This is a genomic window from Ruegeria sp. C12 (assembly GCF_056537745.1).
The window spans coordinates 49,352-63,776 of record NZ_JBQFSA010000011.1 but is presented as its reverse complement, the minus strand read 5'-3'; the positions used below and the strand labels follow the sequence as shown (position 1 = coordinate 63,776).

Sequence of the window (14,425 nt, the reverse complement as noted above, 5' to 3'; positions counted from 1 at the left end):
ATGAAGATCAGCATCGAACGCGGCACCCTTCTCAAGGCCGTTTCGCAGGCCCAATCGGTTGTCGAACGTCGCAACACAATTCCGATCCTGGCCAATGTGCTGATCGAGGCCGAAGGCGATCAGGTTCAGTTCCGCGCCACCGATCTGGATATCGAAGTGGTCGACAAGGCTCCGGCGCAGGTCGAGAAGGCCGGGGCGACCACAGTGGCGGCCACAACGCTGCATGAGATTGTGCGCAAACTGCCTGACGGGGCGCTGGTGACACTGACGGCGGACAGCGCTGCGGGCCGTTTGACGGTTGAGGCGGGTCGCTCGAATTTCTCGCTGGCGACATTGCCGAAAGAGGATTTCCCGGTGATGGCGTCCTCGGAATATCAATCGAACTTTACGGCCTCGGCGGCGCTGCTGCGGCGGCTGTTCGACAAATCTAAATTTGCGATCTCGACGGAAGAGACGCGCTATTACCTGAACGGCGTTTACATGCATGTCACGGATGGCTCCGACGGCAGCAAGGTGTTGCGCTGCGTGGCTACCGATGGTCACCGACTGGCGCGGATCGACGCGGATTGTCCGGATGGGGCGGCGGACATGCCCGGCGTGATCGTGCCGCGCAAGACCGTGGGTGAGTTGCGCAAACTGCTGGACGATGACGAGATGGACATCGCCGTGTCGGTCAGCGAAACCAAGGTGCGTTTTGCGACGCCCGACATCACGTTGACCTCAAAGGTCATTGACGGCACCTTCCCCGACTACACCCGCGTTATTCCGCAGGGCAATATTCGCAAATTGGAAGTGGACGCGGCTGAATTCGCTCAGGCCGTGGATCGGGTGGCAACGGTTTCATCCGAACGCTCGCGCGCGGTGAAGCTGCAATTGGACGGTGACAAACTGGTGCTGTCGGTCAATGCCCCGGACAGCGGCGCGGCCGAAGAAGAACTGGCCGTGGCCTATGGCGATGAGCGGTTGGAGATCGGATTCAACGCGAAATATCTGTTGGAGATTGCGTCTCAGGTCGATCGTGAGAATGCAGTGTTCCTGTTCAATTCTGCCGGTGATCCGACCCTGATGCGTGAAGGCAATGATCAAAGCGCGGTTTACGTTGTCATGCCGATGCGCGTCTGATCGCGCTGGCGCGCGATGCCTCCGGCGGAGGTATTTTTGAACAGAAGAAGGGAGGGGTCATGGGATTGGCCCTGACCGAGCTTACGGTCTCGCATTTTCGGTCTCACAAGCTGGCGCGGTTGTCTTTGGATGGGCGGCCTGTGGCGATTCATGGGCCGAACGGGGCCGGGAAGACCAACATTCTGGAAGCGGTGTCCCTGTTTTCGCCTGGGCGCGGGATGCGGCGGGCGAGCGCGGCCGAGATGACGCGGCGGCCCGAGGCGCTGGGCTGGAAGCTGTCCGGGCTGTTGCAGGCGCAGGGGCAACGCTACGAGATCGAGACCTGGTCCGAGGGTGGCGCGGCGCGGCAGGTTCGGATTGATGGCAAGGCGGCGAGTCAGATTGATCTGAGCAAGCTGGCGCGGGTTGTCTGGCTGATCCCCTCGATGGATCGGCTGTGGATCGAGGGGGCCGAGGGGCGGCGGCGGTTTCTGGACCGGATCGCGCTGAGTTTTGATCCCTCGCATGCTGAGGCATCCCTGACTTATGAAAAATCCATGCGGGAACGGAATCGCCTGCTGAAAGAGCAGGTGCGCGATGCCCATTGGTACGCCGCGCTGGAAGGACAGATGGCCGAAACCGGGTATCGCATTCACGCAGCGCGGTTGGCGGCGCTGGATCATCTGCGCGTGGCGCAGGACCAGGCAGAGACGGCGTTTCCGTCGGCTGATCTGGAATTGGTGCAGACCGAAGGTGCGATGCCAGATACAGCAGACGACCTGCGAGAGGCGCTCAACGAAAGCCGGTTTCGCGATCTGGCGGCGGGGCGGACTTTGGTGGGGCCTCACCGGTCTGATCTGTACGGAGTGTTTGCGGCCAAGGGCGTGCCGGCCAAGGATTGCTCGACTGGTGAACAGAAGGCGTTGCTTGTCTCGCTGATCCTGTCGAATGCGCGGGCGCTGGCCGGGATGGTCGGGGCCCCGCCCGTTGTGTTGCTGGATGAGGTGGCCGCGCATCTGGACGCGGATCGACGGGCGGCGCTGTATGATGAGATTTGCGCGCTGGGGGCTCAGGCCTGGATGACGGGCACCGGGCCTGAACTGTTTGCGGAATTGGGGGACCGGGCCCAGACGCTGGTTGTCACCGAAGGCGACGCGGGCTCGGTCGTCGTTTAGGCGGGTTCGCTGACTTTACGTTCCCACATGAAGCCGCGCATCACTTCGTCGACCGGTGTTTGTGCCATGTGGTTGACGTAGTTCGACATGGTTTTCTGCGCCAGACCCAGAACCACGTCCAGAACCGCGCGGTGCGAGTAACCTGCGTCAAAGAATGCCTGCATCTGTGCGTCGGTGACGTTGCCGCGGGTTTCCATCATCTGCAGGGTGAAGCTGCGCAGCGCCTCAAGCTTGGCCGATGGCAGCGGGGTTTCGTTGCGCAGCGCCTCGGTGATCTCATCCGAGACCTTCATCATCTTGGCAATGCCTGTATGGGCCGGGACGCAGTAATGGCACTCGTTCTCCACATTGATGGTCTGCCAGACCACGGTTTTCTCGTCATTGTCGAAATCGGTCTGCATGAACAGGTGATGCAGAACCTGATAGCCTTCCAGATGTTGCGGGCTTTCAGACATCACCTTGTGCAGGCCCGGCAGACGACCAAAGGCAGCCTGCGACTTTTCCAGCAGTGGTTTGGACCCTTCCGGGGCGGTTTCGAGGTCATGAGAGGGGAAGTTTGCCATGTCAAAACTCCTGTTTCTGGCGCGATAAGGCAGAAATAGGGTTTCTTGAGCAATCACTCAAGTATATATTTGAGCAATCGTTCAAGAAATGGTGAAGAGAATGCCAAGAAAACCCGGATATGACCGAGACGCGCTGATCGCGCAGGCCAGGGATATGTTCTGGCGTCAGGGATGGGCGGGGACCTCGCTGAAAGATCTTGAGCGTGAATTGAAGCTGAAACCCGGCAGTTTCTATGCAGCCTTTGGGTCGAAAGACGCGCTGTATGCGCTGGCATTGAAGCGCTACACGCAGGACGGCATCGCGCGGCTTGAGGTGCTGGCTGAGGAGCTTGGGCCAAAAGGCGCGCTGAAGGCGCAGCCGTTTCGGGTGATCGAGGCGGCGGATATGCCAGCCAAAGCCTGCATGCTGGCCAAAACCTATGCCGAGTTGCAGGCGAAGGATCACGATTTGGCGGATCGGGCAGGTGCCTATATGGCCGAGATGAAAGCATGTTTTGCCGCCCTGTTTCGGCGCGCGCAAATGGACGAGGAGATCGGGCCCGAGCATGATCCCGAACGGTTGGCCGCGCGCTACCAATCCGACCTTTTGGGGCTGCGTCTGTCAGCTGAGCGCAGAGACGTGGACGCCGCTGCTATCGCCTCGGATATCGCGGCTGATCTGGACAGGCTTTGACCTTTCGCGATCGGCAGCGAATGGCACAAAATGTGGGGGTAGCGCGTGACAATCCCCACCAGAAAACGTATAAGTTATCAAAATAATATAGGTACTGACTGAATGTCCGAAGACGCACAGGCACCACAGGAATACGGCGCGGATTCCATCAAGGTTCTCAAAGGGTTAGAAGCTGTTCGCAAGCGTCCCGGTATGTATATCGGGGACACGGATGATGGCTCGGGTCTGCACCATATGGTGTATGAGGTTGTCGACAATGGGATCGATGAGGCTCTGGCCGGTCATGCCGACCATGTGACGGTGAAAATCCACGCCGATTCCAGCGTCTCGGTCAGTGACAACGGGCGCGGAATTCCGGTGGATATTCACCCCGAGGAAGGCGTGTCCGCTGCCGAGGTCATCATGACCCAACTGCACGCGGGTGGTAAGTTTGACAGCAACTCGTACAAGGTGTCGGGCGGGTTGCACGGCGTTGGCGTTTCGGTGGTGAACGCGCTGTCCGACTGGCTGGAACTGCGCGTCTGGCGGAACGGCAAAGAACACGTTGCCCGGTTTGAAGGCGGCGAGACGGCCGAGCATCTGAAGGTGGTCGAGGAATGCGGCGACCGCACCGGGACCGAGGTGCGGTTCCTGGCCTCGACCGACACGTTCTCGAACCTGGAATACTCGTTTGAGACGCTGGAAAAACGCCTGCGCGAACTGGCCTTCCTGAACTCGGGCGTGCGCATCATCCTGATCGACGAACGCCCTGCCGAACGGCTGGAAACCGAACTGTTCTATGAGGGCGGCGTCAAGGAGTTCGTCAAATATCTGGACCGCTCCAAAACGGCGGCGATGGCCGAACCGATCTATATCAAAGGTGAGCGCGATGACATTGGCGTGGAAATCGCCATGTGGTGGAATGACAGCTACCACGAAACGGTGCTGCCATTCACCAACAACATCCCGCAGCGCGATGGCGGTACGCACGTGGCGGGCTTCCGCGGCGCGCTGACGCGGACCATCAACAACTATGCGCAGTCCAGCGGGATTGCGAAGAAGGAAAAGGTCAGCTTTACCGGTGACGACGCGCGCGAGGGCCTGACCTGTGTGCTGTCGGTCAAGGTGCCCGATCCGAAATTCTCATCCCAGACCAAGGACAAGCTGGTCAGTTCCGAAGTGCGCCCGGCGGTCGAAGGTCTGATGAACGAAAAACTGGCCGAATGGTTCGAGGAAAACCCGAACGAGGCCAAGACCATCGTCGGCAAGATCATCGAGGCCGCCCTTGCCCGTGAAGCGGCGCGCAAAGCCCGCGAACTGACCCGCCGCAAGACCGCGATGGACGTGAACTATCTGGCTGGCAAGCTGAAGGATTGCTCCGAAAAAGACCCATCCAAGACCGAAGTCTTCCTCGTCGAGGGGGACTCAGCTGGTGGTTCGGCGCAAACGGGCCGGGACCGGCTGACGCAGGCGGTTCTGCCGCTGCGCGGGAAGATCCTGAACGTCGAACGCGCGCGGTTTGACCGGATGCTGTCCTCGCAGGAAATCGGCAATCTGGTGATGGCGCTGGGCACTGGCATTGGCCGGGATGAGTTCAACATCGAAAAGCTGCGCTACCACAAGATCGTCATCATGACCGATGCGGATGTGGACGGTGCGCATATTCGGACGCTGCTGCTGACGTTCTTCTACCGGCAAATGCCGGAACTGATCGAAGGCGGGTATCTCTATATCGCGCAACCGCCGCTCTATAAGGTTTCGCGCGGTAAATCCGAGGTCTACCTCAAGGATCAGGCGGCGCTGGATGATTACCTGATCAATCAGGGGGTTGAGGGCGCGGTGCTGAAACTGGGTTCGGGCGAGGAAATCATCGGTCAGGACCTGACCCGCGTGGTGGATGAGGCGCGGCAGTTGAAGCGTGTGCTGGACGCCTTCCCGACGCATTACCCGCGCCACATTCTGGAACAAGCCGCCGTTGCCGGGGCCTTTGTGCCGGGCGCGGTGGATGCCGATCTGCAGGGCGTCGCCGACAAGGTCGCCGCCCGTCTCGACCTGATCGCGCTGGAATACGAGCGCGGCTGGCAGGGCCGGATCACCCAGGATCACGGCATCCGTCTGGCCCGCATCCTGCGCGGCGTCGAAGAGGTCCGCACGCTGGACGGCCCCATGCTGCGCTCGGGCGAGGCGCGCAAGACCGGCAGCTTCACCCAAAACCTGCAAGAGGTCTACAACACCCCAGCCACCCTGATCCGCCGCGACCGGATGCAAGCCATCCACGGGCCCCTGGACCTGCTGCGCGCGATTCTGGAAGAGGGCGAAAAGGGCCTGTCGCTGCAACGCTACAAAGGTCTGGGCGAAATGAACCCCGACCAGCTATGGGAAACCACACTGGATCCGGATGCACGTACCCTGCTGCAAGTGCGCGTGGACGACATGGTCGAGGCAGACGACCTGTTCACCAAGCTGATGGGCGACGTGGTCGAACCCCGCCGAGAGTTCATCCAGCAAAACGCGCTGAGCGTTGAGAATTTGGATTTCTGAGGCGTTTGTAGGTGCGCCCATAGCTTTGCATTTCGCCTAAAGATTTGCATCTTTGGCCCAAAACTTTGGGCGCAATTGACACCCACTGAATTTGGCATCCAAAGAAAATTGTGCACAGTGCAAATTTTAGTTAAATCCATGCCATGATCGTGGCTCCCGTGAAGCTCTAAGTCTGCCGCTTCCAACCCAACGCAGCCACTTGTTCTTCAACCGACATCAGATGCGGCCGCTAACCAACTTACCAAAGTTTCAGAAGAACGTCTCTGACCACGGCTAGCGTGATATCTAGCGTCGGAATTGCTAATAGTAAAATTCCGGCGACACCCAGACTTAGTGACACGAAGCGCGCCAAACGGAATGTATGCATCTCGCCGGTCCACCATTCTCGCGAAAGGTAGCTGATGTAGTCGCCATGCTTGTTGAACATGAATGTTCGCACATCAGGCCGGTAGCCTGAAACCAGCGGCTTCTTGTTCCTGAACTTGTCGTGCACTTTCCAGAACAAAGGCAATCTCGGTTTCCAATGACCGGAAAACACTTGTGCTTCCATTGCTGCAAGTTCATGGACGCTGTAGCGTTCTCCCACTCTGGCTGCAAACTCCATGTCTCCCTTGGCAAGCCCCAAAACATGTGGGCGAAAGGCCTTAAATATTAGGTTGGAAAACAGAAGGAGCAGACTTCCAAAGAAAACCAGCCTCATCTTTGCTACACCATTTAGAAAAAACGGTGTTTCTGCGCCCGGCTCAACTCCAGCGATCACCCGAAATGAAGCGATTTCCGCAATTTGGTCGTTGAATAGGATCAGATAACCAATGATTGGCACCAATGCGACGATCCGCGTTAAGTCATTGTTGGCAACTCGTTCGACAGACTGCCATTGGGTGAACTTCCAATCCGAGTGAAACTTCATTGAATTGCGCTGCTCCTATCAGAGCGTGGTCTATCAAGCACGCTAGAGGCCGTTCCCTTATTCGTTCTGAGAACGGTACTTCATTGAAAACTTGACGGAAAGCTGCTGGAACTGTCTATTTGAGACATAATATTCAATTTCAAGTTGTAGGCATGTAGATGACTGAGAAGCTGCCAGATTACCTGGCTCAAGGCGAAGCCGCACGTTTGTTCCCCGTTCTCTCAACCACTTCAAAGGAAGGTCGCACAACGTCAATTGTGCTGGCCTGCATGGTTCAGATTGAAGAGTTGGGAGCCGCGTTGCTCCAATCAGTAGGCCAGAAGCGTGGGAAACGGGCTCAGGTACAAGCATTCACTGAGGTTGTGTTCAAGAACCAATCCAAGACAATCAAGGATCGACCCGACGGATTGATTGTTCTGAAAGTTGGGTCCCGTGAGTGGAAGGCCCTCATAGAAACCAAAGTTGGGAACAACACCCTCGATGCTGAGCAAATCGAAAGATACCGTGCTCTTGCCAAAGAGAACGGCGTCGATTGCGTCATCACGATATCCAATCAATTCGCGACTACGCCGACCGCGCACCCTGTTGAGGAAGTTAGGAAGAGCAGGTCCAAGATTCCCGTATATCACTGGTCATGGATGCATGTAGTCACGACTGCGGAGTTGCTGATCAGCAATGAGCAAGTCGAGGACAAGGACCAGCTACTGTTGCTGAATGAGCTTCGGCGCTTCCTCAACCATGAGAGCGCTGGCGTACAGGGCTTCCATAGGATGCCCAAGGAATGGGGTGATCTCAACAAACTAGTGTCTTCCGGCGGTGTCATTCCAGCGCGGTCGCCAGAAGCTCAGGTCGTGATTGACGCTTGGCATCAGGAAACCCGAGACCTGTCGCTGATATTGAGCCGATTGGTCGAAACATCCGTCAGTGAAAAACTGTCGCGCAAGCACATCAATGATCCGGCTCAGCGAAAAAAGGATGAGCTGCTGATGCTTCGCGAACACCACCAGCTCCAATGCACATTAGATGTCCCGGATACGGCCGCCCCTATCGAAGTCACCGCAGACCTGAAGCGGCGATGTGTCGACGTAGGTATGACCATCCGAGCGCCTGAAGATAAGAAGTCGACTAAAGCCAGGCTGAATTGGCTGCTGCGGCAGATCAAGGTCGACAATATGGAAGGGCTGTATATTCGTTTGCTTTGGCCTGGCGCCAGCGAGCCGACGCAGCACTTGGTTTCAGAACTCCGGGAAGACATTGATGTCTGCCAAGAAGGCAAGGACCACCTGGTTACGCACGGCTTCCACGTTTTCTTATCCAAGCGCCTCGGCGGGCGGTTCACACAACAGGCCAACTTCATATCTGACTTAGAAGATGTTGTTCCTCTATTTTACGGCGAAGTGGGCTCGAACCTCGCTGTTTGGAAGAAGGCCGCACCGAGGATAAAGCAAGAAAAACCGACTGCTGAGGATGTGTCGACAGACGCGATTGCGGAAGAAGCAGAAGGCTTCGAAAGTTGACACAAGTTACTGAATTAATTCCTCTATGAGAAACTACGCGACTAAAGGGGCTTCGGTACGACACCAAGGAAAGTCAGCATTCAAATTGCGATCATGACTAACAAACGAAATGTAAAACGGTTTGACTTTGTGAATTCCTATCCCCTAACCTTAGGGTTGAGCAGACTATTTCTAATTCAGGCTATTTATGCGCAGAGACTTCCGTCTACACGAACTCAGCGACGATGATTTTGAAGACCTTTGTGTCAAGATTTCAGTCGATTGGTTAGGCGAAGGCATGACGCCATTCGCGCCCGGTCCCGACGGCGGCAGAGACGGTAAGTTCACCGGAAAGGCGAATAAATTCCCCAGCTCAAACGAACCGTTGGGCGGTAAGTTTGTGCTTCAGGCAAAACACGCAGCTTCACCGATAGCGTCCTTTTCGGAGAGACCATTCCAACGCACGCTAAAGAACGAGGAATACCCTCGCATTTCAACACTCGTCGAGGATGAGATGTGCGAGCACTACCTTTTGTTTGCTAACCGAAAGTTAACAGGTCGCGCTGAAAAGAAAATTCATGAGGAGCTTATGGCTCTAGGGCTTCAGTCAGCGCATATCATTGGAATAGAACGACTCAATCTGGAACTGGAAAGTAAGCCTAACTTGGCGAGATCGCTACCAAACGCTAGAGACTTTCAACCGTTCTCGTTTCAACCAGATGACCTCGTTGAAGTTATCTCCGCCCTTCATGCCTACTCGGATGGGCACGTCGATGAAGCGTTTGACAGCGCTCAATCGTTCGATACCATCTCAATCAAATCAAAAAAGAACCCAATCAATGGATTGTCCAAAGAGTTTTATGAGCAGGTGATTGAAGCTGAATCCATGCTTCATTTCGACAAGATTGAACGCTTTCTCAAGAACCCTCGTAACGTCGAATTCAAAGACCTCTACCATGACGCTGCTGACGAATTGAAGCAAAAGCTGGTTGTAGAACGAGATCAGTTTTCAGACTTTGATCGGGTTTTTACGTTTTTGTACGACAGGGTGCAAAGCCAGCGAGACGCCTTGAAAGGCAAGCGACGGCTGGTCAGCATCCTCTTGCACTACATGTACTGTAACTGCGATATCGGTGTGAAAAGCGAAGATGAATTGGCGGCTTAACCATGTTGACAGCAGAGAAGCATTTAGACCTCGACACCTCACTAATCCGTGTAGCCGCAGTGATCCTTAAAGAGTTGAAACGCAAGGGTGCTGTGAGCTTCGAGGCACTACGTAAGCTGATCATTCGGCGTATCGGTGAGGATGGTGAGTTGATGTTTCTTCCCGCGCTGCGCTTTCTGTTCCTTCTGGGGCGTGTTGAGTATCACACCAAGAACGATGTGGTCGAACTTGTCGGTGTTACCAATGCAAATTAGCCGCTTGTACAGCAACCAAGATGAGATTTTCACACCCATTGATTTTAATTTCGGGAATCATGCGACAAGCTTAAACGTTGTACTGGGCGAAATTCGTCATCCGTCAGATCACGCGCGAGACTCCCATAATCTTGGGAAGACCACGCTTCTTCACCTAATCGACTTCCTATTGTTGAAAGGCATGTGGCCGGGACATTTCCTTGCCAAGAACAAGAGCCTGTTTGAGGGCTTCGAGTTCTTTATCGAAATTGCGCTGAATGCCGGAGGATTTGCGACCGTGCGCCGGGGGGTTAATGACCCTAACTTGGTGTCACTGGCGCGACATGACAAATCGGGCTCATCATTTGTGGATGAGCCAGAGGAAAGATGGGATCATTTTGAACTAGGCAGAACCGACGCTGAACTAATTCTAGACAGCTGGCTCGACCTGCGCGTCTTGAAGCCCTTTAGCTACAGGAAAGCAATTACCTATTTCTTGCGAGCCCAAAGTGACTGGGATGATGAACTGAAGGTTCAGAAATTTGCCTCATCCAAAGATCAGTACTGGAAACCATTTATCGCCAGGCTTTTTGCTTTTGATGATGGCTTAGTGCAGCAAAAGTACAATCTCGACGAGGAGTATGCCGACAAAAAGGTAAAGTTGGACCATCTTCAGGGAGAAGTTCAGTTCTCCGAGGATGAACTCCCTCAGCTGAACGCACAGATATCGTCGTTGGTCCAAGACATCAAATCAAGCGAAAAAGCGTTGGATGCCTTCAGCTTCGATGAGGAAGAACAGAAGTTGGTCCGCGATCTTGTGAACGAGATTGAAGCGGAAATAGCAGACATCTCAACACATATTTACAATTTGAGATTTGATATCAGACAGATTGACGAAGCTTTGGCCCACAAGGACAAGTTCGACCTAAATGATGTCAGATCTATTTTTGAAGAGGTGGAAATCCACTTTCCTCGGCAACTTTCCCGGGACTATGAACAACTTGTAGCGTTCAACCGAAAGATCACGAGGGAGCGAAATTCTGCACTCCGTAGACAAAGAAAAAATCTCGAAGAAAATTGGGAGGAGCTTTCCAAGAGGAAGAGTCAGTTAGATGCCCAACGCTCGCATCGGCTACAATTCATTCAAGCGACTGATACATTTGAGAAGTTCAAGGCATTGCAGAAGGGCCTCGCAGAACACAAAGCTCGTCTTGTTTACTTGGAGGAACAAAAAGGAAAACTCGAACTCGTGGCGGCGGCTGCACGCGAACTACGCGAAGTCGAAAGAAATCGAGGGCGAGTTGCGGATGAACTAAAGGCCATGATCGAGAAACCCAACCAACTCTTTGAGAGGTTCCGAGATACCTTTAATGCCTACTGTAAGCGAGTTCTCAACCACGACGGATTAATCTTCTTTCGTGTCAACAGGCAGAACAATTTTGACTATGAAATCGGCCTATCGTTGCCGGGGAGTACGACCACTACATCCAATTTGTCGGACGGAACGAGTTATCAAAAGCTGATATGTGTTCTCTTTGATTTGGCACTCTTGAAAGTATACGAGAACGCGCCATTTTTCCGGTTTGTATTTCATGATGGGGTATTTGAAGGCCTCGACAACCGCAAAAAGAAGAACTTACTCGACGTGATTCATGAACAGATCGGCGACGGTAAGCTACAGTACATTTTCACTCTGATCGACACCGACCTTCCTCGCGATTTAGAAGACCACCCTGTTCGGTTTTCTGAGGACGAAGTGGTTCTAAGGTTAAATGACGATGGAAGAGATGGTCGTTTGTTTAAAATGGCAGAGTTTTAGATTGTAGAATGCCTTCGCTTCGACCGACCAAAACTTTCATCTCGCGAATATTGCGCAGAGCATCACTGTCTGGCTCGAAAAGTCGAGTCGAAGATTTTTTAGGGTTTGTGCTGCGTAGGTTTGTGATGGCACCATTTCATCCCTTAAAAAAGCTCAGTGTCGCCTGTAAAGATCACCACCGACCAACATCAGAAATCTGTTTTGGGATCCAGCCGGTGCGCTCCCTCTCCCGATAATGCCAAAAACCAACGAGTACGTTTTTCAGAAACTGCGCATCGAAGCCCACGCATGTAGCCGCTTCTTGGAATTTATTCACGGCAAGAAAAGATATTTGACATGACTTTAGTTTGCCCAGACTGCTTTGGAGATTCTGGTCTACAGCGCCGGATCAAGGACGTTAGGCCTAGCTTCCCAGACAATCCCTGTGATTTTCATCCATCTAAGAAGGGAGTGCCAATATCCGCGGTAGCCGAGATCGTCGATCCAGTTTTCAGGAATAGATACACTTTTGGGAACTACCATCCCCAATATGATGAATTTATGGGTGATGACCTGCCTGGGACACTGTATCATTTGACGGAAGCTGACGATCACGCGGTCGTCACGGCTTTGGCTGATGCGCTAATCGAAAACGACGATTATTGGCCGCCCGATGGCGAAGACGCCTTCTACATTTTTGATGGCAGCTATATCGAAAATGATGCCGGATATGACGAGCACAGCCAGACTTGGCGCCATTTTCGGCGTGAAATCTTGCACGAACAGAGGTTCTTCAGTCAGAACGCACTAAGCAAACTTCGCGAAATCTTCGATGGACTCCATTTGTTGCGCGATGACGCGAATAGACCGGCTGTTTACACGTTAAACCCTAGTGATGGAGTCGACCATATCTATCGTGCGCGTAAAGCCAATAGTATCGCAGAGAGAGAGCAGATAGCACAGGATCCTGCCAACCAGCTGGGCCCGCCTCCGGAGAAACTACGGAGTGCGGGTCGTATGAACCCTTCAGGCATACTAGCTTTTTACGGAGCTTTCGATTTAGACACTTGCATTGCCGAATTGCGCCCTGCGGTAGGGGAAACGGTGATTTCAGCCCAATTCGAACTAACGCGCCCTCTACTGGTTCTTGACACAACAAAGTTCACTGGACGACCCAAAGCGATAAATGTTTTTGCGCCAACTCACGTGAAACGATTAAGGCTATGGAAGTTCATGACAACTTTCATGAGCGAAATTGCACGTCCATGCCTGCCTAACGACGAACACTTGGACTACGTACCCACCCAAGTTGTCTCGGAGTATTTGACAAATCTTCACAAGCTTAGACTTGACGACAACGAGAAAACTATCGACGCAATCATTTACCGCTCAGCTCAAAACGGGAACGGTAAGAACATAGCTATATTCGGGGGTGGAGCCGTAGTTGAAGGTGCCAAATCAAGTTCGCACTATTTCCATCCAACCGAACGACCAGCTATCAAGATAGTGGAAGGCTCTATTTTTTCTCATGAAGTATCAGGGGTGACTCACGAAAAACATGAGGCGTACACACCTGAATCAAACCCCCACGCAGCAGGCAAAGGCAAAGAGGAATGGTTTCCCTTCTAGTTAGATTTTGACCATGCAGAAAAGAAAGAAAGGGTGACCGGCCATGTTGAGCCGACTGCTGTACTTTATAAAGTCTGCTTTTATGCGCATAGTTTGCCTTGGTGCTAGGTACTACGGCCCTTCGATGTCGAGTCAGTTCTGTGCGGCTGTTTCAGCCAAGCCACTATCGATTTGGTGTTTGTTTTGTAGAGTCGCGTAATTCACCATAGGTGGATTGAATACCATACAGCAGATACGTCATCCTACTAGATGTATGTCACCTGGCGTGAGCGAACGTTTTTCCGGCAATGTTCCAAACTTAATGCCTTCAATTTCTAGCTTATCGCGTATCGTAACAAGTTCATCTAACTTGTACTCAGATTTCTCGGGGACAATGTAAAGAACTTCGGGAACTTTCCTTAGAAGAAGTGCTGCCCTAGCCATTTGGTCGATCAAATACCCGGGATCAATCCTATTGCGAGGCCCTCGTATTTCAATCGCAGCAAAAGGTTGCGAGCCGTCGTAAACGATTAAGTCTGTGGCGAGAGGTTCGAATGTTCGGCCTTCACGAACAGTCAGGGTTTTTCTCGTATCAAAAATGTCGTTGGCGTTCTGTTTGATAAGCTTCTTGGCATTTGACGCGAAATCTCGCGCTCTTTTCTGGCCGCCGAAACCACCTCTCGCTATGACAACAGTCGGCTTTTCCGCCAATCGGGCTTGATCAAGAATAGATTTGGTTTCGGCTTGCGATAGCTCGCCTGAAAGAACTGCATCTGCAATCTCGCGGGCTTTCTTTGGATCATACCGGTCTATTCTTGAGAGCATAATCACTTGCATCATCGCCAGCCAGTCAGGCTTCGCATCAAAGAGATCGGGGTGGTTACTTTTCAACCATTTTGCCGCAGACATGGGATTGCGAAGGCTGGCAGGCTTTGTGCCCCTGATCTCGGCTACACTTTGAAGTGCGTCGTCAGGAAACTCGAAACCATATGTCTCGCTTTCTTGAACGACTTGGTTGAGCCACGCTCCGAGGGCAATCCAGTTTTCAGTTTTGGCCAAATCTTGAAATTCGTCTTCAGTCATCATCAGTCGCAATCATTTTATTCGCATCGAGCCCATTGCCAATGCGAATGGATGCATGTATAGAGCCCGTATGAGGATAGATCGACACGCACCCCCGACG

The 14,425-nt window shown here is 53.4% G+C and carries 12 protein-coding genes; 9 read left to right on the top strand and 3 right to left on the bottom strand.

Annotation, left to right across the window (positions count from 1 at the left end):
• Together dnaN and recF are read left to right on the top strand one after the other, a co-directional pair.
• On the top strand, positions 1–1,122 hold the full coding sequence (gene dnaN, locus ACR0C9_RS19680; RefSeq protein WP_480781861.1) for a DNA polymerase III subunit beta: 1,122 nt from the start codon (positions 1–3) through the stop codon (positions 1,120–1,122).
• Between the two features lie 59 nt (positions 1,123–1,181).
• The gene (gene recF / locus ACR0C9_RS19675; RefSeq protein WP_480781860.1) at positions 1,182–2,276 is read left to right on the top strand and encodes a DNA replication/repair protein RecF; all 1,095 of its coding nucleotides are present in this window, start codon (positions 1,182–1,184) and stop codon (positions 2,274–2,276) included.
• Here the strand turns inward: recF and ACR0C9_RS19670 are convergent.
• A complete protein-coding gene (locus ACR0C9_RS19670; protein WP_480781859.1) occupies positions 2,273–2,839 on the bottom strand; it encodes a carboxymuconolactone decarboxylase family protein in 567 nt (188 codons plus the stop codon). The genes recF and ACR0C9_RS19670 overlap by 4 nt on opposite strands.
• Positions 2,840–2,939: 100 nt before the next feature.
• Here ACR0C9_RS19670 and ACR0C9_RS19665 point away from each other — a divergent pair, with 100 nt between their 5' ends.
• Positions 2,940–3,512, top strand: coding sequence for a TetR/AcrR family transcriptional regulator (locus tag ACR0C9_RS19665; RefSeq protein WP_170524373.1), 573 nt, complete (start codon positions 2,940–2,942; stop codon positions 3,510–3,512).
• Between the two features lie 102 nt (positions 3,513–3,614).
• Complete coding sequence (gene gyrB / locus ACR0C9_RS19660; protein WP_480781858.1) at positions 3,615–6,032, top strand: DNA topoisomerase (ATP-hydrolyzing) subunit B; 2,418 nt, start codon at positions 3,615–3,617, stop codon at positions 6,030–6,032.
• Between the two features lie 238 nt (positions 6,033–6,270).
• Here the strand turns inward: gyrB and ACR0C9_RS19655 are convergent, their stop codons facing one another.
• Complete coding sequence (locus ACR0C9_RS19655; protein ID WP_480781857.1) at positions 6,271–6,942, bottom strand: hypothetical protein; 672 nt, start codon at positions 6,940–6,942, stop codon at positions 6,271–6,273.
• A 158-nt stretch (positions 6,943–7,100) separates the two neighbouring features.
• On the opposite strand from ACR0C9_RS19655, the gene ACR0C9_RS19650 reads away from it, so the two are divergent.
• From ACR0C9_RS19650 to ACR0C9_RS19630, 5 genes are all read left to right on the top strand, one after another.
• Complete coding sequence (locus ACR0C9_RS19650; protein WP_480781856.1) at positions 7,101–8,459, top strand: hypothetical protein; 1,359 nt, start codon at positions 7,101–7,103, stop codon at positions 8,457–8,459.
• Between the two features lie 187 nt (positions 8,460–8,646).
• Positions 8,647–9,603, top strand: coding sequence for an ABC-three component system protein (locus ACR0C9_RS19645; RefSeq protein ID WP_480781855.1), 957 nt, complete (start codon positions 8,647–8,649; stop codon positions 9,601–9,603).
• Between the two features lie 2 nt (positions 9,604–9,605).
• Positions 9,606–9,857 carry an ABC-three component system middle component 8 gene (locus tag ACR0C9_RS19640; RefSeq protein WP_480781854.1) on the top strand — a complete coding sequence of 84 codons (252 nt, stop codon included), beginning with the start codon at positions 9,606–9,608 and terminating at the stop codon, positions 9,855–9,857.
• The gene (locus ACR0C9_RS19635) at positions 9,847–11,655 is read left to right on the top strand and encodes a DUF2326 domain-containing protein (protein WP_480781853.1); all 1,809 of its coding nucleotides are present in this window, start codon (positions 9,847–9,849) and stop codon (positions 11,653–11,655) included. The genes ACR0C9_RS19640 and ACR0C9_RS19635 overlap by 11 nt, the downstream gene beginning before the upstream one ends.
• 540 nt (positions 11,656–12,195) lie before the next feature.
• Complete coding sequence (locus tag ACR0C9_RS19630) at positions 12,196–13,263, top strand: RES family NAD+ phosphorylase (RefSeq protein WP_480781852.1); 1,068 nt, start codon at positions 12,196–12,198, stop codon at positions 13,261–13,263.
• Between the two features lie 237 nt (positions 13,264–13,500).
• Here ACR0C9_RS19630 and ACR0C9_RS19625 read toward each other — a convergent pair whose 3' ends face one another.
• Positions 13,501–14,328 carry a hypothetical protein gene (locus ACR0C9_RS19625; RefSeq protein WP_480781851.1) on the bottom strand — a complete coding sequence of 276 codons (828 nt, stop codon included), beginning with the start codon at positions 14,326–14,328 and terminating at the stop codon, positions 13,501–13,503.
• Positions 14,329–14,425 lie beyond the last annotated feature (97 nt).